Source organism: Ensifer sp. R-19 (assembly GCF_049905105.1).
In the GTDB taxonomy this organism is placed as follows: Bacteria; Pseudomonadota; Alphaproteobacteria; order Rhizobiales; family Rhizobiaceae; genus Ensifer.
On record NZ_CP184569.1, the window covers coordinates 2,682,908 to 2,707,610 of the forward strand.

The following is a 24,703-nucleotide window of genomic DNA, read 5'->3' on the forward strand; positions in this document are numbered from 1 at the left end:
GAAACCATGATCAACGTTTCCAATCTCTCCGTTCGCCTTGGCGGGCGACCCGTCATCCACGGCGTCTCGCTCGAGGCGCTGCCCGGCGCACTGACCGCCATCGTCGGCCCGAACGGCTCCGGCAAGACCACGACGCTGAAGGCGATCTCCGGGGAGCTTTCGCCGTCGAGCGGAACGATCCGCATCAATGGCCGCGACCTGCGGGGGCTGAAGCCATGGGAGCTCGCGCTGATGCGCGGCGTGCTGCCCCAGTCTACGGTCATCTCCTTCCCCTTCACCGTGCGCGAGGTCGTGAGATTGGGTCTTGCCGCCGGTGCCAATGTGGATCCCGCCGTGCACGACCGGGTCACGGCCGAGGCGTTGGAAGCGGTGGACCTGGCCGGCTTTGCCGGACGCTTCTACCAGGAACTGTCGGGCGGCGAGCAGCAGCGCGTGCAGCTTGCCCGCGTCCTCTGCCAGATCACCGATCCGGTCATCGACGGCGAGCCGCGCTACCTGCTGCTCGACGAACCGGTGTCGAGCCTCGATATCCGCCACCAGCTCGGGATCATGCAGCTCGCCCGCAAGTTCTGCGAACGCGGCGGCGGGGTCGTCGCAGTGATGCACGACCTCAACCTGACGGCCATGTTCGCCGACCGAATGGTGATGATGAAAGCCGGCAAGGTCCGCGCCTGCGGCACGCCGCGCGAGGTTCTGACCGACGAGACGATGGAAGCCGTCTTCGGCTGCCGCATGCAGGTGGGTGTCGCACCGGCGCCGCACGTGCCGTTCGTCCTGCCGCAGACAGCATCGCTCTGACGCCACGCCCGAGGACCCGGTAGATGCCTGTTGGGCTTCCGGATTTCTCAAGCCTCAGCACCAAGATTTATCGAAACAATTTCCGCACTTGTGCGTTGTTCTCCCGAAGCGCCGGCAAGGGCCTCTAGTTGTGCTCGCCGGTACCGTCAGACAGCGCCGACCGTTCGCGGCCGGCGCATGCGTGAAAGGGAGTATCCATCATGGCGCCTAGCCTCTTCTCCGGCTCGAGCTCGCGATCGACAAAAAGCAACGGCAAGCTCGCCGATATCTCCATCGAAGAACAACTGGGCGAGTTGCGCAGTGATGTGGCAACGCTCGTCGCATTGCTGGCCGATCGTGGAGCGGCCGCCTCAAAGCAGGCACGTGGCAAGGCACAGGACGCCCGTGAACAGGCCGAAGCCGGCATCAGCGAATTGCTGGCAAGCGGCGAAGACCTGCTGGCCGAACTTCGCGACCGTTATGCCGGCACAGAAAAACAGGTCCGCCACGCCGTTCGCGAGCATCCCATCGCCACGCTCGGCGCCGCCGCCCTGATTGGGCTCGCGGTGGCGGCGCTGCTTCGGCGCTGACTTGCGGTCGGTCGAACCGGACCCGCGGGCAACGGCTCGCGGTTTCGAACGCGATGAGAAAAAGCATATAGGTTTTCCGCCCGTATCCCGACCTAGCCTAAGAGGCCCTATCACGACGGGGAGTAACGCATGGGACCATTGACGGCCGCCCTGGCCAGCCTCTTGGCCGCCGATATCAGCGCCGCCGCCTCTCGTGTGAAGCGCAACGCAGCCCTATGGAGCGTCATAGGGCTGTTGCTCGTCACCGCCTATGTCTTCGCGCTAGCCGCAGCCTTTCTTTATCTCAGCGCGCGCTATTCCCCGGTCGCGGCCGCGGCGGCAATCGCCGGGGCTCTGGTCGTCACCGCGCTGGTGCTGGTTGGCATCCTCATGTCTCTGCAGAACCGTGACCGGCGGCGCCAGGAAGAACGCCGCCGTCGCACGCAAATGCAGACCAATCTGACCCTGCTCGCGGCCGCCGGCATCCTGCGCAAACAGCCGCTTCTCGCCGTCGCGACGGCTGTTGCGATCGGCGCGCTTCTCGGCGCCGGCAAGCGACGCGGACGCAAACACGACGACTGATGCACGCAGCAAGCCAGTCGTCTCAATGGCGGGTGCGATCCCGTTAGAGCGGCAACCGGATCAGCGCCGTGACCCCGGCGGGGAGATACTCCACCTTCACCGAACTACCCAGCACCTTGTCGAGGCTGCGCTCGATGAGGATGGAGCCGAAGCCGCGCCGCTTTGGCTCGCGCACCGGCGGCCCACCAACCTCGGTCCAGGTGAGATGAAGAACGGTGTCGCCGTCTTCGACGACGTTTCGCGCCGTCAATACCACCTTGCCTTTCGGCACCGACAGCGATCCGTATTTCACGGCGTTGGTTGCAAGCTCGTGCAGGACCAGCCCGAGGCCGACGGCCTGGTCGGGACCAAGCGACACTTCGTCCTTGTGCAGTTCGATCTGGTCCGCATAGGCGCTCACATGCGGCAGCAGTTGCTTGGCGATCAGGTCGGCAAGCCGGATGGTGCCCCACTCGTGATCAGAGAGCAGACCATGCGCCTCGGAGATCGCCTGCAAGCGGCCGGCAAACGCGGTCATGAATTCGGCCGGGTCGCTCGTCTGGCGAAGCGTCTGGCGCGCAAGCGATTGCAGCATGGCCAGTGTGTTCTTGACCCGATGATTGAGCTCCTTGAGCAGGAGCCGAGTGCGCTGCGCCGAAGCCTGCTGGTCGGTGACATCGATCGTCACGCCGATGAACGTAAGCGGATTGCCCTTGCCGTCACGGTCGTGCACGCGGCCGCGGCCAAGCAGCCAGCGACCGGTATCGCCAATGCGGAACATGCCGTCATATTCATCGTCAGCCTTCATCGCCTGGCGAAGCTTGGCGAAAGTCGCGCCGCGGTCGTCGACGTGGATCGCGCCGAAGATGTCCCGGACGCCAACCGAACGCTCGGCCGAAAGTCCGAACATACGTTTCAATGCGCTGTTGCCGGCGATCGCACCTGAGCGGATATCCCAAAGCCAGCTGCCGATGTTGGCCGCTTCGAGCGCCATCGCGTGCCGCTGCTCCTCACGCGACAACGCCGCCTCCTTCAGAGCGCGCCGACGGGCTTCGTCCTTGACCTTGAAGAGCGAGGCTGCGAGCGCGGCAAGCCGGCATAATTGGTGGATGAGCGGTTGCGACACCTCAGCGCGCGGCTTGTCGTCGAACACACAAACCGTGCCCACTGCCTGCCCGTCGAGCACGATCGGCGCACCGGCATAGAAGCGCAGAAATGGCGGTCCCTTGACCTGTCGGTGACGCGCGAACCGCGGATCGGTCGAAGCGTCGAGCACGACGAGGCTGGAGTCGGCCGCAGCGGTCACATGCGGGCAAAACGCGTCTTCGGATGGGGCACGGGTCTCATCGGTGCCGACAGCCGCCTTGAACCACTGCCATTCGCGGTCGATCAGCGTCACCAGTGCGATCTGAGCGTCGAAAAGCCCGGCAGCAATTTCGACGATCCCGTCGAAATCCCGATCCGGGATGGCCATGTCGGGGACGGTCGCATGCAGAACGCCAAGACGCTCGGGCGCGTCGAGCAGCTTCGTCACGGGCGGGTCCGTTTTCTCTGTCCTCACGTGCATACGGTCTCAATTCTCAATCTGAACGAGATGAGGAAGCCCTGGCGATCCACCCGCATCCCGCTCGATTCTGGAGCGTCTCGCCCCAAAATCGTCATCACTGCGCATTCGTCAGTCGATGCCAGCCGTCACGGCGTGTCCCCCTTGGGCTCAAGCCACCAGTGAAAGCAGGACACCGCCACTTTTGCAACGGTGTCCTGCCCGAAATTCTTCCCTCAGGAGATGAAGGCCCGCGACGTGATCGGAGCCGAGGTTTCATCCGGCCCGTAGTCGTTTTCACCCTTCACCTGCAGGATATCCTGCAGCCGCTGACGCGCGCGGTTGACCCGGCTCTTGATCGTGCCAAGGGCACAGCCGCAGATCGTCGCCGCCTCCTCGTAGGAGAAGCCGGAAGCTCCGACCAGGATGATCGCTTCGCGCTGGTCCGGCGGCAGCATCTCGAGCGCGCGCCGGAAATCCTGCAGGTCGAGCGAGCCGTATTGCTCGGGATGATGGGCCAGCGACTCGGTGAAGTGACCGTCGGTGTCCTGCACCTCGCGCCCGCGCTTGCGCATCTGGCTGTAGAGCTCGTTGCGCAGGATCGTGAAGAGCCAGGCCTTCATATTGGTGCCCATCTCGAAATGGTCCTGCTTCGCCCAGGCCTTCATGATCGTGTCCTGCACCAGATCGTCGGCACGGTCGTGGCGACCGATCAACGACATGGCGAAGGCACGCAGGCTCGGCAAGGCGGCAAGCATCTCTCGCTTGAAATCATTTTTTTCGGACGACATTCTGGCACTTACTCCCTGCCCTGCAGCGCCGATTGCTGCTCGGCTGCGTCGAGCTTTTCCAGAAGATCGAGAAAACGCGCGGGTATCGCCTCTTCCTGCACGGACTGATAAAGCGCTTTCAGCTTTGCTGCGATCTGCGCATTTGGGTCTTCTGTCCATAAGGTCGTGCCGGTAGTCCGCCCTGCCCCTGTTTTATATTTCATTGTCAAACTGTCGCCTTCGAGTGTCCATAGCCGCCATAACGCAGCAGAAAATTGAAATGTTCCCTCGCGGAACCTTTTTTTACGTCCGGCGTTCTCGCAACGTCACCGTAGAAAGATACCCGAGGGAGTTCCCCTATGACATTGTCCACGCGGATAGCACCGCTTCTGCCGTATCTGCGCCGCTATTCGCGCGCGCTGACCGGCTCGCAGACATCAGGCGACGCCTATGTCGCTGCCGTTCTCGAAGCGCTGATCGCCGACACGTCGATTTTCCCGGAAGCGAGCAATGATCGCGTTGGCCTGTTCCGGCTCTTCACCTCACTTTTCGGTTCCTCGTCCGTGCTTGTGCCAGAACCGATCTCGCCTTTTGCCTGGGAACAGCGCGCATCGATCAATCTCGCAACCGTTTCGCCCCTTGCCCGCCAGGCCTTCCTGCTGGTCTCGGTCGAAGGTTTCCGTCCCGAGGAGGCCGCCGAGGTTCTCGACGTGTCCACCGATAAGGTCGGCAGCCTGCTCGACCGCGCCTCGCAGGAAATCTCGCGCCAGGTCGCGACCGATATCATGATCATCGAGGACGAACCGCTGATCGCCATCGATATCGAACAGATGGTCGAAAGCCTCGGCCATCGGGTCACCGGCATCGCCCGGACGCGCGACGAAGCGATCGCCCTCTACAAGAGGACGCGTCCAAGCATGGTGCTTGCCGATATCCAGCTCGCCGACGGCAGCTCGGGCATCGACGCGGTCAACGACATCCTGAAGACGAGCGCCATTCCGGTGATCTTCATCACCGCTTTCCCGGAACGGCTCCTGACCGGCGAGCGGCCGGAACCGACCTTCCTGGTCACCAAGCCGTTCAACCCGGATATGGTCAAGGCACTGATCAGTCAGGCGTTGTTCTTCAACGAATCGACAAAGGCGGCGGCCTGAGTGCAACCTGCATGTTTCCTTTGATCGCAGCCGGCCAAAGGCAAGAACATGCAGGTCATTCAAGTGCTACAGCGTCGCGCGTCACAAAGGGCCGCGACGCCGTAGTTCATTTTACCGTTTCGTCGAAGCGGCGAAATGACCGGCTTTCCCGACATCAGCCGTTCCTGATATTTGCGCCAGTTCCCGATATTCGCGCGGAGGCACACTCGCCGGCGCGACTTCATGTCAACCGGCCTCATCCCGCCGTTTCACATTTCCCGCAGCATCTCTTTGGCTTACCCCGTAAACACGACAGCCAGTGCCGAGGGAAGGCACTGGCTGGTATGTGCAACTCACTCGGGGAGTGTGAGTTGTAGGCCGGCGGTCTGCCTCCGGCGCGGCATTGGGGGCTATGCGCGCCACCGTCCGGTCGCAAACAGAATGCGCGACGGGGCAAAAGGTTCCAAGCACCCGCCCTGACCGTTTCGGCCTACCGCTTCACTGCATCTTGTCGAGTTCGTCACGATGGCGGTAGAGCGCCAGGAAGCGGCGGTAATCGCGGTCATAGGTGCCGCGAGCACTTGCGTTCGGCAGGCGCTCGTGCCCCTCCGACGCCATTTCCGCCCCTGCGGCGGCGAGATCCCGGTGGATGCCGCCGGCAACCGCAGCTGCCATAGCCGTACCGAGCAGCACCGCGTCCGGTGCCTGCGGCGCAACCACGCGGCAGCCGGTCACATCGCAGTAGAGCTCCATCAGAAGCGCGTTGCGCACGTGGCCGCCGGTGACGTGCAGCGTGTCGAGCTGGTAGCCGACCTCGCGCATCATCTCCAGGATGTGACGGATGCCGAGCGCGATCGCGACGCAGGTGCGCCAATAGAGACGGCAGAGCGCATCGAAGGAGGAATCGAGCGGCAAGCCGCTGATAACACCGAGCCCATGCGGGTCGGCGAGCGGAGAGCGGTTGCCGTGGAAATCGGGAAGCACATGCAGGCGATCGGCAAAAGCGGCGCCCTGCTCGGCGCGCAGTTCCTGCACCCGGGCGATGATCCGGCCGTGGGTCTCTGCCGTCGGTTCAAAGCCGCCGCCATGCAGCCGCACGATATGGTCGAGCAGCGCACCTGTCGCCGATTGCCCGCCCTCGATCAGCCAGGCGCTCGGAAGAACCGCTTCGTAATAGGGGCCCCACATGCCGAAGCCCGGCTTCATATCCTTGGAAAAGGCGACAATGCAGCTCGATGTACCGGCGATCAACGCGAGTTGTTTTTCGAGCTTCTCCGGCTTCCCGATAAACTCGCCGACGACGCCGAGCGCACCGGCATAGGCGTCGATCAGACCCGGCGCCACCTGGCAGGCTTCGTCGAGCCCAAGCTCTGCGGCGGCCGCAGCGCTCAAATGACCGATCGAGCTTCCGATCGGCAGCGTTTCTTCCGGTAGTCCGCCGCGTTCGATGAGATCTTCAAGCCCGATCTTTTCGAGATAGTCCGGCTGCCAGCCGCGCTTCTCATGCGCCAGATAATTCCACTTCGCCGTCAGCGTGCAGCGCGAACGCGCAGCGCTCCCCGTCGCCCGCCAGGAAAGATAGTCGGCCAGATCGAAGAAGAAGCCCGCCTTCTGCCATTGTTGCGGCAGATTGCGCTTCAGCCACATCAGCTTCGGCATTTCCATTTCCGGCGACATGACGCGGCCGGAGAAGTCGAGCACCGGATGGCCGGTCGCCGTGCAGAAATCTGCCTCGGCGAGCGCCCGATGGTCGAGCCAGACGATCGTGTCCCAGCGCGCCTCGCCCTTGCGGTTGACGGATAGCGGCTCGCCTTCGCGGTCGCGTACCACCAACGAGCAGGTGGCGTCGAAGCCGATCGCGGCAACGCTTTCAGCGGCGATCCCGGCCTTGTCCTTGGCCGCCTGGACCGCGCCACAGACGGCGCGCCAGATATCTTCGGAATCATGTTCGGCGTGGTTTTCTTCCGGCCGGTTCATGGCAATCGGCAGGTCGGCACGCGCGAGCAGCGTGCCCTTCCGGTCAAAGATACCGGCGCGCGCACTGCCGGTGCCGACATCGACCGCAACGACGAATTCACGCATCAATGAAAGTCCCGCCCCTCTTGTCCCTGCTATCGGCGGACAAACTGTAACAATTCGCCCATGTCGTCAAACAGCACGTCGGGACCGAGATTCGCGAGACTTTGGCGGTGCCGGTCGGATCGGGCATGGCTGCCGCCGGCAAAGGCGAAGACCCGCATGCCCGCCGCCTTCGCCGCTTCGATACCCGCCGGACTGTCCTCGACGACGACGCAATCCCTGGGCGCGAAACCCATTTCGCTGCTCGCATGCAGGAAGAGATCAGGCGCCGGCTTGCCGTGTTTCACCATGGTGGCGGAGAAGATATTGGGCTCGAAGAGGTCGATGAGCCCGGTGACGGTCAGCGACAGGCGGATGCGTTCCGGCTGGCTGGACGAGGCGACGCAACACGCACCCTCGAGCCCTTCGACCGCTTCGCGGATACCTGCAATCGGCTGCAATTCGGTGCGGAAGCGCTGATACAGACGAAGGCGCATGCCCTCGAGGAAGGCATCGTCGGTGGCAAGGCCATATTCGTCGTGGAGGATCGCCGACATGCTTTTCAGGCTGCGCCCGAGAAATCGTTCCGTCGCTTCTTCGGCGGTCATCGGAACGCCGGCGGCCGAGAGCACGTCCACCAGCACTTCCAGCGAGATCGGCTCGCTATCGACAAGCACGCCGTCGCAATCGAAAATCACCAGCCTGGACGCTGTGTCCGCCATCGCACCCTACCCCTTACAGCTACGCGCGATAGAAGGCGCCAAGGTCGCTGTAACGCTTTGAATTGGCGCATAATCTCGTCCCTGGTTCGATGTGATCCAGGGAATTATGCGGTGAGCTTGTCGTCCAGATAAAGCTGGAGCGTAGCGCGCGTACCCCTTTCCCAGAGGGTTTTCAATGCATGGCTGAAACGGCGGCGGAAGAGATCGGAGCGCGCGACATCGCCGAAGATATCGCCGAGCTCCAGGAAGGCCACCGGATCGTTCTTGGCAGCAAGCGCCGCCTTGTTCAGCCGGTCGGCGCTCTGGTCGTTGAAGACGATCGCCTTGCCGCTGTCGGACGTGCCGGCGAAGTAGCGGCACCACAGTGCCGAAACCAGCGACAGACCGACGACATCTTCGCCGCGCGCTAGGCGATCGGCCGTCGACGGCAGGATGAATTTCGGCTGGCGGTTGGAACCGTCCTGCGCCAGACGCGGGATCGTGTCACCGATCTTCGGATTGGCAAAGCGCGTCTCGATCAGCTTGTAGTAATCGCCGAGATCGGTGTTCGGCACGGGCGGAATGACCGGAATGATCTCGTCATGTTCAAGCTTGGCAAGAAAGGCACGGATCAGCGGCTCTTCCATCGCCTCATGCACGAAATGAATGTCGAGCAGAGCCGCCGGATAGGCGATCGCCGCATGGCCGCCGTTGAGGATGCGGATCTTCATGTGTTCGTACGGCGCGACGTCGGGCACGAACTGGACGCCGACCTTCTCCAGCGCCGGACGGCCGAGCGGGAAATGGTCTTCAAGCACCCATTGCTTGAATTCCTCGCAGAACACCGGCCAGGCGTCCTCTATGCCGTAATCGTCGGCGACAATGCCGATTTCACGTGTGCCGGTTGCCGGCGTGATCCGGTCCACCATGCCGTTCGGGAAAGCGACATTGGCATCGATCCAGTCAGCGAAATCAGCATCGACGAGCCGAGCAAGGCCGGAAACAGCGGCATGCGTGACCTCGCCATTGCCGGGAATGTTGTCGCAGGACATCACGGTGAAGGGCGGAACGTTCTTGTCGCGGCGCGCTTTCAGGCCGGCGACGATCAGTCCGAACACGGTCTTCGGAGCAGCCGGGTTCCGCGCGTCGGCGACGATTGCCGGATGGGTCGGGTTGAATACACCCGACGCCGGATCGATGAAATAACCGCCTTCGGTGATCGTCAGCGACACGATGCGGATCGCCGGATCGGTCAGCCTCGCGATGATCGCCGGGATGTCGCCTGGTTCCAGGTAGTCGATCATCGCGCCGGTGATATGGGCGCCGGTGCGGTTGTTGTCCTGCTCGACGACCGTCGTCAGGAAATCCTGCGCCGCGAGTTTCGCCCGCATCGTTGCATCGGAGGCAAGTACGCCGGCACCGATGATGGCCCAATCCCGGTCGTGGCCGGCATTGAAGAGATCGTCGAGATAGACGGCCTGGTGCGCCCTATGGAAGTTGCCGACGCCAAAATGCACGATCCCCGCCGTCAATTGCGACCGGTCGTAGTTCGGCACGCCGGCCTTGGCCTTGATCGTGTCGAGGGCGGCAAGTGAGAGTTTGGTCGTCATGATCCCGTATCCTTTCGAGGCTTCACCGGCTGCGCAGGCTCAGCTCATCCAGTTGCCGCCGTCGACGTTGTAGGTCTGCGAGACGACGTAGTCGCTCTCGGCTGAGGCGAGGAAGATCGCCATTCCGGTCAGGTCCTCGGCCGTTCCCATGCGCCCATAGGGCACCTCCGCGCCAACCAGCTTCTTCTTTTCGCCGAGCGGGCGGTTTTCGTATTTGGCAAACAGCGCGTCGACGCCGTCCCAGTGCTCGCCGTCGACCACACCGGGCGCGATCGCGTTGACGTTGATGCCGTGCTTGATGAGGTTGAGGCCGGCCGACTGGGTAAGGCTGATGACCGCCGCCTTGGTGGCGCAATAGATCGCGACCAACGCTTCGCCGCGGCGGCCCGCCTGGCTCGCCATGTTGATGATCTTGCCGCCCCTGCCCTGGGCGATCATCTGCTTTGCGGCCGCCTGCAGCGCGAACAGCGTGCCGGCAACATTGATCGAAAACAGCCGGTCATAGCTTTCGCGGGTGATTTCGACGATCGGCGCAAGGTCGAAGAGTGCTGCATTGTTGACGAGGATATCGAGGCCGCCCGCTTGCCTGACGACCGCTGCGATCGCAGCATCGATCGATGCCTGCTGCGTCACGTCCATCTCGACCGCGTAGGCGCCGGCACCGATCTCGGAGGCCGTCTGCCGTGCCCGTTCGATATTGATGTCGGCGATCGCGACCGTGGCGCCTTCGCGGATATAAGCCTCCGCGAAGGCACGGCCGATCCCCCGCGCAGACCCGGTGATCAGCGCGCTTTTACCTTCGAGCCTTCTCATCGCACTGCCAATCCCTTGTCGTCGAACCTGTGGACGCGCTGTGGGTCCGGCGTCAGGAACACGCGATCGCCGTGGGTGACGGCAAAGTCGCCGCTGACGCGCGCCGTCACCGTGCCGATGCCGTCGTCGACATTGACGTGCAGGAAGGTGTCGGAGCCGAGGTGTTCGGCGACGCCGACCGTGCCCTGCCAGCTGCCACTATCTTTGGAGAGCGCCAGATGCTCGGGGCGGATGCCCATCGTATGCGCCTGATAGGCAGAAGCCGCAGGACCAGTGACGATATTCATGCGCGGCGAACCGATGAAGCCCGCGACGAACAGATTGTCCGGCTTGTGGTAGAGGTCGAGCGGCGAGCCGACCTGCTCGATGCGCCCACGATTGAGCACCACGATCTTGTCGGCCATGGTCATGGCCTCCACCTGATCGTGGGTGACGTAAATCATCGTCGTCTTCAGGTCCTGGTGCAGCTGGCTGATCTCCAGCCGCATGTTGACGCGAAGCGCTGCATCGAGGTTCGACAGCGGCTCGTCGAACAGGAAGGCCTTCGGCTGGCGCACGATCGCCCGGCCGATCGCGACGCGCTGGCGCTGACCGCCGGAAAGCTGCCGCGGCTTGCGGTCGAGATAATCGGTAAGGTTCAGCACGCGCGCCGCATCCGACACCTTCTTGTCGATGACGGCCTTGTCCTCGCCCGCCATCTTCAGCGGAAAGGCGATGTTCGAGCGCACGCTCATGTGCGGATAGAGCGCGTAGGACTGGAACACCATCGACAGGCCGCGCTGTGCCGGCGGCAGTTCGGTGGCGTTCTTGCCATCGATGACGATGTCGCCGTCGCTGACATCTTCCAGGCCGGCGATCAGCCTGAGCAGCGTCGACTTTCCGCAACCGGACGGGCCGACGAAGACGACGAACTCGCCATTGTTGATGTCGAGGTCGATCGAGGGGATGACGGCATGGGCGCCGAAGACCTTCGAAACCTTGCTGAGTGTAATGCTTCCCATTGTCGTATCCCTTATTTGACCGCGCCGAAGGTGAGGCCGCGTACGAGCTGTTTCTGCGAGAACCAGCCGAGTATGAGGATGGGGGCGATCGCCATGGTCGAGGCGGCCGAGAGCTTGGCGTAGAACAGGCCTTCGGGGCTCGAATAGGAGGCGATGAAGGCAGTCAGCGGCGCGGCTTTCGCGGCACTGAGGTTCAGCGTCCAGAACGCCTCGTTCCAGGCGAGGATGATGTTGAGCAGAAGCGTCGAGGCGATGCCGGGGATCGCCATCGGCGTCAGCACATAGATGATCTCCTTGGAGAGCGAGGCGCCGTCCATGCGGGCGGCCTCCAGGATTTCGCCGGGGATCTCCTTAAAGTAGGTGTAGAGCATCCAGATGATGATCGGCAGGTTGATCAGCGTCAGCACAATGACGAGGCCGGTACGGGTGTCGAGCAGGCCGGTGTTGCGGAACATCAGATACATCGGCACCAGCACGCCGACCGACGGCATCATCTTGGTGGAGAGCATCCACATCAGGACGTCCTTGGTGCGCTTGGTCGGCGAGAACGCCATCGCCCAGGCGGACGGAATGGCGATTATCAGGCCGATCAGCGTCGAGCCGAAGGAGACGACGACCGAGTTCATGAAGTGCAGGAAGTAATTCGATCGGCTCTGCACCTCGTGATAGTTCTCCGTCGTCCAGTCGAAGAAGAACAGGGACGGCGGCGAGGCGATCGCCTCGGCCTCGGTCTTGAAGCTCGTCAGGAACGTCCAGAGGATCGGGAAGAAGATCAGGATGCCGATCGTCCAGGCGACGACGGTAACGACGATCTTTCTTTGGGTGGAGACATTGCGTGCCATGGTTCTCAAGCCTCCAGCGTCTTGCCGATCATGCGCATCAGGAAGAATGCGACGATGTTGGCGAGGATGACGGCGATGATGCCGCCGGCGGATGCGCCGCCCACGTCGAACTGCAGCAGGGCCTGCGCATAGACGAGGAAGGTGAGGTTCGTGCTCTGCGTACCCGGCCCGCCATTGGTCGTCACCAGGATCTCGGCGAAGACCGAGAGCAGGAAGATCGTCTGGATCAGGATCACCACGGTGATGGCGCGCGAGAGATGCGGCAGCACCAGATAGATGAAGCGGCTCCAGGCGCCGGCGCCGTCCATCTGCGCGGCTTCCTTCTGCTCTTCATCGAGCGACTGCAGCGCCGTCAGCAGGATGAGCGTCGCAAAGGGCAGCCACTGCCAGGCGACGATCAGAATCACCGACATCAACGGTGCATTGGCGAGAAAGTCGAAGGGCTGCAGCCCGAAGAGCTTGGCCACCCAGGCGAAGAGCCCGTTGACCGGGTTCATGAACATGTTCTTCCAGACGAGTGCGGCGACCGTCGGCATGATCAGGAACGGCGCGATCACCAGGATGCGCACGATCCCCTGCCCGAACATCGGCTGGTCGAGCAACAGCGCCAGTGCGATGCCGCCGACGACGGTGATGAACAGCACACCGAGCACGATCGCGAGCGTGTTGAAGATCGCCTGGAAGAAGGCGGGATCGGTGAGGAAGTAGCTGTAGTTCGAAAAGCCGGCGAACTCCTCCATCCCCGGCATCAACAGATTGTAGCGCAGGAACGAGAAGTAGATGGTCATGGCCAGCGGAACGATCATCCAGGCCAGAAGCAGAAGCACCGAAGGCGCGATCATCAGCCGCGCGGCGGAGCGGGTGTGCAAGGTCGCCATGGCGTCCCCCCAATGAAGGAATTCAATGCTGTTTCGAGATCGGGCCGGGCCGGCGCGTTTGTCCGCACGAGCCCAGTGGCCGCCTCCGGGAATTACCGGGGCGCCAGCCATTTGCGGCCGGCACCCCGGGCCCTTGGGAGCGCTATTTGATGTAACCGGCCTTGGTCATTTCGCGTTCGGTCAGCTTCTGGGCGCTGGCAAGCGCATCGTCGACGCTCATCTGACCGGCAAGGGCCGCCGAGAACTGCTGGCCGACCGCCGTGCCGAGACCCTGGAATTCAGGGATCGCCACGAACTGCACGCCGACATAGGGCACCGGCTTGACGGCCGGGTTCTTCGGATCGGCCGCGTTGATCGAGTCGAGCGTCATCTTCGCGAACGGCGCCGCCTTCTGGTACTCGGGGTTGGCGTAGAGCGAGGTTCGCGTGCCCGGAGGTACGTTCGCCCAGCCTTCCTTGTCAGCCACGAGCTTCAGATAGTCCTTGCCGGTTGCCCAGGCGATGAACTTCTCGGCCGAAGCGACCTTCTGCGAGCCGGCGGGGATCGCGAGGTTCCAGGCCCAGAGCCAGTTGCCGCGCTTGCCGAGGCCGGTGTCCGGAGCGAGCGCGAAGCCGACCTTGTCGGCAACGGTCGATTCCTTCGGGTTGGTGACGAAGGAGGCCGCAACCGTCGCATCGATCCACATGCCGCACTTGCCGGTCTGGAACAGCGACAGGTTTTCGTTGAAGCCGTTCGAGGAAGCGCCGGGCGGTCCGGCGTCGTTCATCAGCTTGACGTAGAAGTCGAGTGCGTTCTTCCATTCCGGCTGATCGAACTGCGGCTTCCAGTTCTCGTCGAACCAGCGGGCGCCGAAGGCGTTCGCGGTCGCCGTCAGGAAGGCCATGTTCTCGCCCCAGCCGGCCTTGCCGCGCAGGCAGATGCCGTAGAGTTCGTTGTTCTTGTCGGTGATCTTGCGCGCCGCGTCGGCGATGAAGTCCCAGGTCGGCGCGTCGGGCATGGTGAGCCCCGCCTTCTCGAACAGGTCCTTGCGGTACATCACCATCGAGCTTTCGCCGTAGAACGGCGCAGCATAGAGCTTGCCGTCGATGGTCAGGCCGGAGCGGATCGCCGGCAGGAGGTCGTCGACGTCGTAGTCGGCGCCGAGATTGTCGAGCGGCAGCAGCCAGCCCTGCTTCGCCCAGATCGGCACTTCATAGGTGCCGATCGTCATGATGTCGTACTGGCCGCCCTTGGTGGCGATGTCGGTCGTCACGCGCTGGCGCAGCACGTTTTCCTCGAGCGTCACCCACTCGAGTTGAATGTCCGGATTCTTGGACGTGAAATCCTCCGTCAGCTTCTGCATCCGGATCATGTCGCCGTTGTTCACGGTCGCGATCGTCAGGGTTTCTGCTTGGGCCAGACCCGACAGCGCGACTGCCGAGCACGTGCCCAGCAGGAAAGTTCTCAAGTTCATCGACTTCCTCCCAGAAGAATTGAGCATTTGCCTCGCTCATGGGCAATTACTCACTTCTCATGACAAATTGTCAATGCGCAATCGTTGCTGCGCCGCACACAGAAACATTAGAAGATTGTTTTGATTGCCGATTTTTTCTTTACGCAAGTGCGAAAGGCCGGCGCTGGGCCGGCCTTTTAACGGACACGCTCTTTGCGATCAGGCGTTGAGCAGATAGCGCGCCGTCGCCTCATCGGTGATAAGACCGTTGATGATTCCACCCTTCACGGCCGCCCACAGCGCTTCGTACTTGCGCCGCCCCTTGGCAAGGCCGATCACCGACGCCTTGTCCCGCGAGGGAAGCGGCACCGAAGCGACGCGTTCGTTGAAGCTGCCGGAGAGCAATACGCCGTCATGGTCGAACATCCAGCCGCAGATTTCGCCGGCCGCGCCAGCTCTGGTAAGACCGGCCATCTCGTCCTGCGCCAGGAACCCGTCCTGGCAAAGCGGCGCGTCCGGGCCGAGTTCGCCGACGCCGACGAAGGCGACATTGGCTTCTGCGCCGAGCTTCAGGGCCACCTGAACCAGGCTCTGGCTGTGCAGCACTTCCCTCTCCTCCGGCGAGGCGGCGAGCACGGGCAGCGGCATCGGAAAATGCCGCGCCTTGACCGCATCGGCCATGCTGAAGATGACGTTGTAATAGGCGGCCGAGCCGTCGAGGCCGATATTGCCGGTTAGCGAAACGATGCGGTGCTGCGGACATTCCATCGGCGGCAGCTGGTCGACCGCCGCCTTCAGCGTGCGTCCGGTGCCGATCGCCAACACCTGCGGCTCCGGCAACTTCAGCCAGCGCTCGATTTCGGCAGCACCCGCCTCGGCAATGCCGACGGTCGTCGAGGTCGACCCCGGATCGCTCGGCACGACCTCCACATGCTTCAGCCCGTATCTGTCGCGCAGGCCCGCCGCCGCCTCCAGACATGCGGCGATCGGATGGTCGAGCCGAACCTTGATCAGCCGCTCGGACATGGCGAGAGAAACGAGCCGCTGCGCCGATTGGCGCGAAATCCCCATGACGGTCGCGATCTCGTCCTGGGTGCGGCCGGCGACATAGTATAGCCAGCCCGCCCGGGCGGCATCATCAAGCCTGTTGTTCGCCTCGCCCCTGCGCGCCATGCCTGTTCTCCGTTCCCCCGGATGACGATGATTTTGGGTCGAACTCCCCAAAGACATCGTGATCGATTCTCTTAAGTTAGAGCGGGGAGCGGCCGAAAAACCGCAAACACCATTCCTCATCCCGCTCTAATTTGCTGCCACTATTTGCCCTGCCCTGTCAAACATCGGCCAAGAACAATGGCTTGGCACGCCGGCAGAAAAGCCCGGGATCACAAGGCTTTCCGGTGATTTCGACCGCAAACTTTTACCGTTTGATAAAAAAATAAAGCGTGTTACCGTTCCATCATCCTGAGAAAACATTGGGAGCCAAAAATGGGAACGACACAATCTGGGATCCTCGGCGGCCGCCTGCCGCTCGGGGAGTACGAGAGCAATTTCTCCGACCTCCATCCGCCGCTCGACAAGCACGAGGCCCTCGTCGCTTCCGACCGCTGTTATTTCTGTCATGACGCGCCGTGCATGACAGCCTGTCCCACCTCCATCGATATCCCGCTGTTCATTCGACAGATATCGACTGGAAACCCGATCGGATCGGCCAAGACGATCTTCGACCAGAACATCCTGGGCGGCATGTGCGCCCGCGTCTGTCCCACCGAAACGCTCTGCGAACAGGCCTGCGTTCGCAACACCGCCGAGGAGCGCCCGGTCGAGATCGGCCGCCTGCAGCGCTATGCGACCGACGTGGCGATGATGGAAAACAAGCAGTTCTACACCCGCGCAGAAAGCTCCGGCCGTAAGGTCGCCGTCGTCGGCGCCGGACCGGCGGGACTGGCGGCGGCCCATCGGCTCGCCGTCAAGGGCCACGACGTCGTGATCTACGACGCCCGTCCGAAGTCGGGCGGCCTCAACGAATACGGCATTGCCGCCTACAAGTCGGTCGACGACTTCGCCCAAAAGGAAGTCGACTACGTGCTGTCGATCGGCGGCATCGAGGTTCGCAACGGCCAGGCACTCGGGCGGGAGTTCAGTCTTGCCGAACTCTCCGAGCAGTATGATGCCGTCTTCCTCGGTCTCGGCCTCGTCGGCGTGAATGCCCTGCGCATGGAAGGCGAAAACGCCGAGGGCGTCGAAGATGCCGTCGACTTCATCGCAGCACTGCGTCAGTCGAAGACGAAGGCCGACATCCCCGTCGGGCGCCGTGTCGTCGTCCTCGGCGGCGGCATGACCGCGATCGACGCCGCCGTCCAGGCAAAGCTGCTCGGCGCCGAAGAGGTAACGATCTGTTATCGCCGCGGCAAGGAGCACATGAACGCCTCCGAGTTCGAGCAGGATCTCGCCACCTCCAAGGGCGTCACCATCCGCCATTGGCTGCAGCCGAAGCGCATTGCCGAAAAGGACGGCAAGGTCGCAGGCATCGAGCTGGAATACACCACGCTTGAAGACGGAAAGCTGACGGCGACCGGCGAAACGGGTATCATTGCCGCCGATCAGATCTTCAAGGCAATCGGCCAGAGCTTCCTCGGAAGCGGCCTTGGCGCCCTGCAGCTTGAAGGCGGCCGTATCGTCACCGATGCCGAAGGGCGAACCTCGATCGACAACGTCTGGGCCGGTGGCGACTGCGTGCTCGGCGGCGAAGACCTCACCGTCTCGGCCGTCGCCATGGGCCGCGATGCGGCTGAATCGATCAACCAGGCCCTCGCCGCGGCAGCGCCGCATGCGAGCGCGGTTGCCTAAAGGATCGGGAGGAGAAACCAATGGCTGATCTTCGTAACAATTTCGTCGGCATCAAATCCCCGAACCCGTTCTGGCTGGCGTCCGCGCCGCCGACGGACAAGGCCTATAACGTCGAGCGCGCCTTCAAGGCGGGCTGGGGCGGCGTCGTCTGGAAAACGCTCGGCGAAGAAGGACCGCCGGTCGTCAACGTCAACGGACCGCGCTACGGCGCGATCTGGGGTGCCGACCGCCGGCTGCTGGGCTTCAACAATATCGAGCTCATCACCGACCGCGACCTTTATGTGAACCTGCGCGAAATGAAGCAGGTCAAGATGAACTGGCCGGACCGGGCCCTGATCGCCTCGATCATGGTGCCCTGCGAGGAAGAGGCGTGGAAGGCGATCCTGCCGTTGGTGGAAGAAACCGGCGCCGACGGCATCGAGCTCAACTTCGGCTGTCCGCACGGCATGTCCGAGCGCGGTATGGGCGCTGCGGTCGGCCAGGTGCCGGAATATATCGAGATGGTCGTGCGCTGGTGCAAGCAGTACACGCGCATGCCTGTCATCACCAAGCTGACGCCGAATATCACCGACATCCGCAAGCCTGCCCGCGCCGCCAAGGCCGGCGGCACCGACGCCGTGTCGCTGATCAACACGATCAACTCGATCGTGTCAGTCGATCTCGACAACTTCGCCCCGAACCCGACGGTCGGCGGCAAGGGCACTCATGGCGGCTATTGCGGCCCGGCGGTCAAGCCGATCGCACTCAACATGGTCGCCGAAATCGCCCGCGATCCCGAAACCTATGGCCTGCCGATCTCCGGCATCGGTGGCATAACCACCTGGCGCGACGCGGCCGAATTCCTGGTGCTTGGCGCCGGCAACGTGCAGGTCTGCACCGCGGCGATGACCTACGGCTTCAAGATTGTCCAGGAAATGATCTCCGGCCTTTCCGACTGGATGGATGCCAAGGGTCACCGCGACCTCGACGACATCACCGGCCGCGCCGTGCCGAATGTCACCGACTGGCAGTATCTGAACCTCAACTATATCGCCAAGGCCAAGATCGATCAGGATTCCTGCATCAAGTGCGGCCGCTGTCACATCGTCTGCGAGGACACCTCGCACCAGGCGATCACCCAGTTCGTCAATGGCGTGCGCCACTTCGAGGTAATGGAAGACGAGTGCGTCGGCTGCAACCTCTGCGTCAGCGTCTGTCCGGTCGAGAACTGCATCACCATGGAAGAACTGCCGGCCGGCACGATCGACCAGCGCACCGGCAAGCCGGTCGACCCGAACTACGCCAACTGGACGACCCACCCGAACAACCCGATGGCCCGCCAGGCCGCGGAGTAAGGGCGCCCAAGCGGGTTCGCCCGCGATTGCATCAAGCAAAGCCGCCGGACATCCATCCGGCGGCTTTGTCTTTCAACCCTGGAACTCGACGACCACCTTGCCGAACGGCCCGCGATCGAGATGCGCCAGCGCCTCGGGCAACTCTGCGAAGCGGTAGCGGGCATCGATGACCGGCCTGATCCCGGTCCGATCGATGGCGCCGACCAGATCTTCCAGCGCCCGGCGATGGCCGACGCCGATACCCTGGATGACCGGCGACTTCAACAGGACAAACGGCGCCGGCGCCGAGATCTCGCCGCCTTCGAGCACGCCGATGATAGAGATCCGCCCCTGCACGGCCACCGCTTGCAACGACTTGCCGAGATTGGCGCCACCGGCGAGCTCGAGGATATGGTCAGCGCCATCATCGCCGGTAATCTCGAGAACACGCTCCGCCCAGTCTTCCGACAGCCGGTTTACGCCATGATCGGCTCCAAGCGCGCGCGCACGTTCGAGCTTTTCCTGACTGGCTGATGTCACGATCACTTCGGCCCCGTGCGCCTTGGCGATCTGCAGCCCGAACAGGGAAACACCGCCGGTGCCCTGCACGACGACGCGGTCGCCGGCTTTCGGATGTCCCCTCTCGACCAGAGCGAACCAGGCCGTCAGCCCGGCGCAGGGCAAGGTACTCGCCTCGCCATCGTCGAGGCTCTCAGGTGCCTTCACGAACCAGCCTTCTGGGAAGGCGACATATTCGGAGGCAACACCCGGGTTGAGGCCCCCAAGCGCAAACGACGTCGGATGACGGGCGGTCCCCGGCTTCTGACCATCAATCCAGGTCGGATCGAAGACGGAAATCACACGATCGCCCGGCTTAAACCGCGTGACGCCGCGGCCGACCGCTTCGACCACGCCGGCCATGTCGGAACCCGGCACGAAAGGGAAGGCAAGCGGCATACCCATGCCGTTTTCCAGCACCAGCTTGTCGCGGAAATTGAGCGACACGGCGGTCGTGCGAACGAGCACCTCGCCCGCACCCGGCTCAGGAACGCGCCGCTCCGTGACCTTCAGGTTCGAGGCGCCGAACGTATCGATCGTCCATTCCTTCATCAGTCTTGCCATGGTCTTTCCTTTCATCGGTTTGAGCTGATGAAGAAACCATAGCGTTGAATTTATCTCTCCAGTTGCGATATGATTTCGCCATATTGGTTCCACCAAGGATACAAATATGAGCTACCTGAACGGAGTTTCGGTGTTCGTGGAAGCGGCCGACGCCGGCGGCTTTTCTGCAGCGGCCGAAAGGCTCAACCTATCGCGCTCGGCAGTCGGCAAAACGGTCGCCAAGCTGGAACAGAGGCTGGGCGTTCGCCTCTTCCATCGCACTACCCGCACCCAGAGCCTGACCGACGAAGGCCAGCTCTTCTACGAAAACTGCCTGAGGGCGCTCGGCGAAATCAAAGCTGGAGAGGCGCTGCTGGAATCGGGCAAACTGGAGATCCAGGGCCGCCTGCGCCTGTCGATGCCTGTGCATTTCGGCCGCCAATGCATCATGCCGCTGCTGTCGGAACTGCTGCGGCTGCATCCGCACCTGGAATTCGATCTCAACTTCAGCGACCGCAACGTCGACCTCATCGAGGACGGCTTCGATCTCGCCGTCCGCTCCGGCCCGCTGAGGAGCGATCCCGAACTGATGACGCGCAAGATCGCCGACCAGCGCATGATCGTATGCGCTTCTCCGGGTTATATCGAGGCAAACGGCGCACCGAAGACGATTGAAGACCTGATGACGCATCAGGCGATCCTCTACCGGCGCAGCGGTCAACCCCTCGCCTGGTCTTTTCCCGTCAAGGCCGGCCAGCCCCAGGCCATCACACCGCCGGCGCGGCTGCGGCTCGACGACCTGACCTCAATCGCCGACGCGGCGGCTGACGGCTTCGGTATCGCCTGGCTGCCGTGCTGGCTCGTGGGAAACCGAATCGCCGCCGGCTCGCTGGTGCGGATTCTCGCCGATGCGCCTGCCCTCTCCTATGGCGCCTATGTCGTCTGGCCGAAAACCCAATACATGCCGCCAAAGCTGCGCCTGCTGATCGATACGCTTGCCGCGCGCCTGCCGGCCATGATGGCATGAAGCAAGCAGTAGCCGCCGTTTCCGGCCCAGCCGCCACAAGCCAAGAATGCCGTGCCATGGAGGGCAGCCCGATCGAACTCAGGCACCGAACCCCGCTGAATAGCGTTCCCCGCCGATAACGAACAGGACACGAAAACGAAACAGATTGTGTAAAAATGGTAAGTTGTCGGCCCGCGCGATCTGGATAATAAGGGAGAACTCACACGGGGGCGCGCGACGTTCGATCAGGGATTGGCGACGCATCTTCCGACGGTTTTGAAACTGCGGCCGGACAAAGCTCCGGCAGAGCCGGACTTTTGCTTGACGATCATTTCGGCCAACCGACGCAAGCGAATGCACCTCGTCTCCGGGGCGATACTCGGTTCGTTCGTGCTGGCCCATTTCTTCAACCATTCGCTCGGTCTCATTTCCATCGAAGCGATGGAAACCGCCCGCAAGGCCTTCAATCTCATCTGGCACAGCGTCCCCGGCACGGTGCTCCTCTACGGCGCCCTGCTGCTGCATTTCGCCATGGCGCTCGAAAGCATCTACCGCCGGCAGACGCTCAGAATGCCGGCGCGCGAAGCGCTGAAGATCATCTTCGGTCTCAGCCTGCCGTTTCTGCTGATCGGCCATGTTACCGCCGCGCGCGTCGAACCGCTCTTCACAGGCGTCGATACGGATTACCCGGACATGCTCCGGATTCTCTGGTCGAACTCGGTCAACGCCATCAGGCAATCGGTCGCCCTCTTGCTCGTCTGGGGCCATGGTTGCCTCGGCGCCTGGTTCTGGATGCGCGGTCGCCCCTGGTTCCCGCGCTATGAAATCCTGCTTTACACAGTCGCAATCCTCGTGCCGATCTTCGCGCTGCTCGGCTTCCTCAGCGGCGCCCGCTCGATCGAGAGCAACTATGAAGAACACGGTGGCTACGGCGACAGGGCCTACACCAAGCCGGCGGTCGATCTCACGCTTCTCGAGGACATCCGCCTCGGCCTCTATCTCGGTTTCGGTGGGCTGATCGGTGGCACCTTCCTGCTGCGGGCCATGCCGAAGGGTGGCCGCATTCGCGTCCGTTATCCAGATGGCCGGACCGCGACCGTCAATCTCGGCTTCAGCGTTCTGGAAGCAAGCCGCGCCGCCGGTATCCCGCATGTCTCGGTCTGCGGCGGCCGCGGGCGTTGCTCGACCTGCCGCGTCCGCGTCATCCAGGGATTGGAAGACCAGCCTGCCCCTGAGGACGCCGAGCTTGCGACGCTGACCCGTATCGGCGCGCCCGACAATGTCCGTCTCGCCTGCCAGTTCCGCCCTGTGCACAACGTGACCGTTGTGCCGATCCTCGACAGCGACAGCCTCGGCATCAAGCAACAGATCGGACGCGAGGGCGGCGAAGGCCGGGAGCGACGCATCGCCGTGCTCTTCTGCGATATGCGCGGCTTTACCAGCATTGCCGAACACAAGCTGCCCTTCGACACAGTGTTCCTGCTCAACCGCTACTTCGAGATGGTGGGCGAAGCGGTCGAGGATTCCGGCGGCGTCATCGACAAGTTCATCGGCGATGGCGCACTCGCGATCTTCGGCCTCAAGAGTTCCTACACCGAGGCCTGCCGGCAGTCGCTCGCCGCCGCCGTGCGGATCTCCAAGGGCATCGAGACGCTCAACCAGACCTTCCGCGGCGAACTCGACGAACCGCTGCGCATCGCGATGGGGCTGCACTCCGGCCCCGCCATCATCGGTGAGATCGGCTATGGCCAGGCGACGTCGCTGACGGCGGTCGGCGACACGATCAACACCGCCAGCCGCTTGGAAGGCCTCGCCAAAGAGCACGACGTGCAGCTCGCCGTCTCCGCCGAACTCGTCAATCGGGCGGGTCTCGTGATCGAAGGACACGAGCGGCTGGACATCGGCCTGCGCGGCCGGCAGGCGACACTCGAAACCTGGATCGTCGAGGATGCCGCGCGAATCTCCGCGGCCTTGCAACCAACGCCGTCAAACGCTTAGGTTGGTATTCCCCGCCCTCATACTCCCCGGAATCGTGAATGAAGCAGGACGTATCCCCGAAAACGCCCCATCAGGTTCACGCCAAAGGCATCGAGAAGCTGAGGGCACATCTGGCGATGATGAGCTTTGCCATTTTGATCGCCGGTTCCTTCTCTTTCGGTGGTCTTGCAACCCAGCACATGGGCGCCGGACCGCTGACGCTCTGGCGCTATCTGCTGACTGTCATCGTGTTGGGGCTGATGACCTTCGGCTATGCGCGCGTGCCTTTTCACTTCCCCAAGCAATCGTGGCGCTTCGTGATCCTCGGCGGCCTGATCGCCGTCTACATGCTGACGATGTTCAAGGCGCTGGAATTCACCAACCCGGTTTCCACCGGCGCGGTCTTCACCCTGATGCCGTTGCTCAGCGCCGGTTTCGCCTATCTGCTGCTCGGCCAGCGCACGCGCCCGGGCGTGCTCGCGGGCCTCATCATCGCAGCCCTCGGCGCCGTCTGGGTGATCTTCCGCGCCAATATCCAGGCGATCCTTGCCTTCGATATCGGCCAGGGCGAGCTAATCTTCTTCGTCGGCGTCGTCTGCCACGCGATCTATGTGCCGCTGATCCGCAAGTTCGGCCGACAGGAAAACCCCTTCGCCTTCGGCTTCTGGGTCGCGGTCTTCACCGTGCCCTGGCTGCTGGTGCCCGGTGGCATCGGTCTCATCACCACGGACTTTACAGCGCTTCCCGCGATCGTCTGGGTCGCCGTCCTCTATCTCGCCGTCGTCACCACCGCCATCACCTTCCTGCTGCTGCAATATGCTTCGATGCGGCTGCCGGCATCCAAGGTGCTCGGCTATGGCTATTTGACGCCGAGCTTCATCATTCTGCTCGAAGGGCTGCTCGGCCACGGCTGGACCAGCCTGCCGGTTCTTGCCGGCGCGCTGACCACGGCCTGCGGCCTGCTCCTGATGGCGCTGCTGCCCGATTGAAGATGTGCGGGCGGCTCAGGCCGCCGGCTGCTCGCTGACCTGCAGCCCGTCGACAAAGAGCCGCTCCAAAAAGCGCGCTGCGTCTTCGAACCGTCCCTCGCCGGCATTGCCCTGGCCAAGCACGGCGCGTACCTGCACGTCGAAGTCGGCATAATGCTGGGTCGTTGACCAGATCGCAAAGATCAGGTGGTAGGGGTCGCATTTGGCGATCTTGCCGGCTTTCGCCCAGGCGCGGATCACCTCCGCCTTCTCGTCGACCAGCGCCTTCAACGGCCCCTTGAGCTCGTCCTCGATATGCGGAGCACCCTGCAGCACCTCGTTGGCGAAGAGCCGGCTTTCGCGCGGATAGTCGCGGGCCATTTCGAGCTTGCGCCGGATGTAGCTGCGGATCTCGGCGACCGGATTTCCCTCGGCATTGAACTCGCGCAGGGGATCGAGCCAGGTATCGAGCACCCGGTCGATCAGCGCCCGGTGCATCGCTTCCTTCGTGCGGAAATAATAAAGCAAATTGGGCTTCGACATGCCCGCCACTTCGGCGATCTGGTCGACGGTCGCGCCGCGGAAACCATTGGCGGAGAAGACTTCAAGCGCCGCTTCCAGAATGCGCTCTTCTTTCTCTTCCTGGATGCGTGTCCGCCTCTGGGTCCTGGCCGCTCTCGGTAGTACCATCTGTCCCCCTGGCGATCCCCGCGCGCCTCGCCGCGCAAGAACCGATCTGCCCAATTTCCGGCCTCGCCATCTTCTTGGGCAACAACTTCGTTTTTTTGCTTTTCCGGCTTGAG

Annotated in this window: 23 protein-coding genes; 9 read left to right on the forward strand and 14 right to left on the reverse strand. The window is 63.0% G+C overall.

All coding sequences use genetic code 11. From position 1 onward, the window contains the following. The first annotated feature begins 6 nt into the window (after positions 1-6). The 3 genes from ACN9MO_RS13175 (at position 7) to ACN9MO_RS13185 (ending at position 1,928) form a co-directional block, all read left to right on the forward strand. Positions 7-798, forward strand: a complete 792-nt coding sequence (locus ACN9MO_RS13175; RefSeq protein WP_057249073.1) for a heme ABC transporter ATP-binding protein — start codon at positions 7-9, stop codon at positions 796-798. A 200-nt stretch (positions 799-998) separates the two neighbouring features. Next, positions 999-1,367: a DUF883 family protein gene (locus ACN9MO_RS13180; protein ID WP_057249072.1), complete on the forward strand. Its 369-nt coding sequence runs from the start codon at positions 999-1,001 to the stop codon at positions 1,365-1,367. A gap of 129 nt (positions 1,368-1,496) precedes the next feature. Continuing rightward, positions 1,497-1,928, forward strand: a complete 432-nt coding sequence (locus ACN9MO_RS13185; RefSeq protein WP_113132166.1) for a hypothetical protein — start codon at positions 1,497-1,499, stop codon at positions 1,926-1,928. A 43-nt stretch (positions 1,929-1,971) separates the two neighbouring features. Here the strand turns inward: ACN9MO_RS13185 and ACN9MO_RS13190 are convergent, their stop codons facing one another. The 3 genes from ACN9MO_RS13190 to ACN9MO_RS13200 form a co-directional block, all read right to left on the reverse strand. Next, positions 1,972-3,474, reverse strand: coding sequence for a sensor histidine kinase (locus tag ACN9MO_RS13190; RefSeq protein WP_058320783.1), 1,503 nt, complete (start codon positions 3,472-3,474; stop codon positions 1,972-1,974). 212 nt (positions 3,475-3,686) lie between these two features. Then, entirely contained in the window at positions 3,687-4,241 is a 555-nt protein-coding gene (locus tag ACN9MO_RS13195; RefSeq protein ID WP_057249069.1) for an RNA polymerase sigma factor, read from the reverse strand. 8 nt (positions 4,242-4,249) lie between these two features. Then, complete coding sequence (locus tag ACN9MO_RS13200) at positions 4,250-4,444, reverse strand: NepR family anti-sigma factor (protein ID WP_058320782.1); 195 nt, start codon at positions 4,442-4,444, stop codon at positions 4,250-4,252. A 135-nt stretch (positions 4,445-4,579) separates the two neighbouring features. Here ACN9MO_RS13200 and ACN9MO_RS13205 point away from each other — a divergent pair, with 135 nt between their 5' ends. Continuing rightward, positions 4,580-5,374 (forward strand): response regulator, encoded by a 795-nt coding sequence (locus tag ACN9MO_RS13205; RefSeq protein ID WP_057249067.1) that lies wholly within the window; start codon positions 4,580-4,582, stop codon positions 5,372-5,374. Positions 5,375-5,851: 477 nt separating this feature from the next. Here ACN9MO_RS13205 and ACN9MO_RS13210 read toward each other — a convergent pair whose 3' ends face one another. The 9 genes from ACN9MO_RS13210 to ACN9MO_RS13250 form a co-directional block, all read right to left on the reverse strand. After that, a complete protein-coding gene (locus ACN9MO_RS13210; protein WP_113132165.1) occupies positions 5,852-7,435 on the reverse strand; it encodes an FGGY-family carbohydrate kinase in 1,584 nt (527 codons plus the stop codon). A 29-nt stretch (positions 7,436-7,464) separates the two neighbouring features. Beyond that, a complete protein-coding gene (locus tag ACN9MO_RS13215) occupies positions 7,465-8,133 on the reverse strand; it encodes an HAD family hydrolase (protein ID WP_113132164.1) in 669 nt (222 codons plus the stop codon). A gap of 104 nt (positions 8,134-8,237) precedes the next feature. After that, a complete protein-coding gene (locus ACN9MO_RS13220) occupies positions 8,238-9,722 on the reverse strand; it encodes a mannitol dehydrogenase family protein (protein ID WP_113132163.1) in 1,485 nt (494 codons plus the stop codon). 39 nt (positions 9,723-9,761) lie between these two features. Beyond that, positions 9,762-10,535 carry an L-iditol 2-dehydrogenase gene (locus ACN9MO_RS13225; protein WP_057249063.1) on the reverse strand — a complete coding sequence of 258 codons (774 nt, stop codon included), beginning with the start codon at positions 10,533-10,535 and terminating at the stop codon, positions 9,762-9,764. Next, entirely contained in the window at positions 10,532-11,536 is a 1,005-nt protein-coding gene (locus tag ACN9MO_RS13230) for an ABC transporter ATP-binding protein (RefSeq protein WP_057249062.1), read from the reverse strand. Before ACN9MO_RS13230 ends, ACN9MO_RS13225 begins: the two co-directional genes overlap by 4 nt. An 11-nt stretch (positions 11,537-11,547) precedes the next feature. After that, positions 11,548-12,378 carry a carbohydrate ABC transporter permease gene (locus tag ACN9MO_RS13235; RefSeq protein ID WP_057249061.1) on the reverse strand — a complete coding sequence of 277 codons (831 nt, stop codon included), beginning with the start codon at positions 12,376-12,378 and terminating at the stop codon, positions 11,548-11,550. A gap of 5 nt (positions 12,379-12,383) precedes the next feature. Then, entirely contained in the window at positions 12,384-13,256 is an 873-nt protein-coding gene (locus ACN9MO_RS13240; protein ID WP_057249060.1) for a carbohydrate ABC transporter permease, read from the reverse strand. Between the two features lie 142 nt (positions 13,257-13,398). Next, the gene (locus ACN9MO_RS13245) at positions 13,399-14,709 is read right to left on the reverse strand and encodes an ABC transporter substrate-binding protein (protein WP_057249059.1); all 1,311 of its coding nucleotides are present in this window, start codon (positions 14,707-14,709) and stop codon (positions 13,399-13,401) included. Between the two features lie 198 nt (positions 14,710-14,907). Further along, positions 14,908-15,861, reverse strand: coding sequence for a sugar-binding transcriptional regulator (locus tag ACN9MO_RS13250; protein WP_057249058.1), 954 nt, complete (start codon positions 15,859-15,861; stop codon positions 14,908-14,910). A 312-nt stretch (positions 15,862-16,173) separates the two neighbouring features. On the opposite strand from ACN9MO_RS13250, the gene ACN9MO_RS13255 reads away from it, so the two are divergent. After that, entirely contained in the window at positions 16,174-17,535 is a 1,362-nt protein-coding gene (locus ACN9MO_RS13255) for an NAD(P)-dependent oxidoreductase (protein WP_093234886.1), read from the forward strand. Positions 17,536-17,555: 20 nt separating this feature from the next. Next, a complete protein-coding gene (preA, locus tag ACN9MO_RS13260; RefSeq protein WP_058320777.1) occupies positions 17,556-18,869 on the forward strand; it encodes an NAD-dependent dihydropyrimidine dehydrogenase subunit PreA in 1,314 nt (437 codons plus the stop codon). A gap of 72 nt (positions 18,870-18,941) precedes the next feature. On the opposite strand, the gene ACN9MO_RS13265 is transcribed toward preA, so the two are convergent. Then, entirely contained in the window at positions 18,942-19,970 is a 1,029-nt protein-coding gene (locus tag ACN9MO_RS13265; RefSeq protein ID WP_112994631.1) for a zinc-dependent alcohol dehydrogenase family protein, read from the reverse strand. 106 nt (positions 19,971-20,076) lie between these two features. Here ACN9MO_RS13265 and ACN9MO_RS13270 point away from each other — a divergent pair, with 106 nt between their 5' ends. From ACN9MO_RS13270 to ACN9MO_RS13280, 3 genes are all read left to right on the forward strand, one after another. Next, on the forward strand, positions 20,077-20,976 hold the full coding sequence (locus ACN9MO_RS13270; RefSeq protein WP_110879271.1) for a LysR family transcriptional regulator: 900 nt from the start codon (positions 20,077-20,079) through the stop codon (positions 20,974-20,976). A gap of 300 nt (positions 20,977-21,276) precedes the next feature. Then, a complete protein-coding gene (locus tag ACN9MO_RS13275) occupies positions 21,277-22,953 on the forward strand; it encodes an adenylate/guanylate cyclase domain-containing protein (protein ID WP_113132211.1) in 1,677 nt (558 codons plus the stop codon). A gap of 38 nt (positions 22,954-22,991) precedes the next feature. Then, the gene (locus tag ACN9MO_RS13280; RefSeq protein ID WP_058320774.1) at positions 22,992-23,921 is read left to right on the forward strand and encodes a DMT family transporter; all 930 of its coding nucleotides are present in this window, start codon (positions 22,992-22,994) and stop codon (positions 23,919-23,921) included. Between the two features lie 15 nt (positions 23,922-23,936). Here the strand turns inward: ACN9MO_RS13280 and rutR are convergent, their stop codons facing one another. Beyond that, on the reverse strand, positions 23,937-24,590 hold the full coding sequence (gene rutR / locus ACN9MO_RS13285) for an HTH-type transcriptional regulator RutR (protein WP_057249052.1): 654 nt from the start codon (positions 24,588-24,590) through the stop codon (positions 23,937-23,939). Between the last annotated feature and the right edge of the window lie 113 nt (positions 24,591-24,703).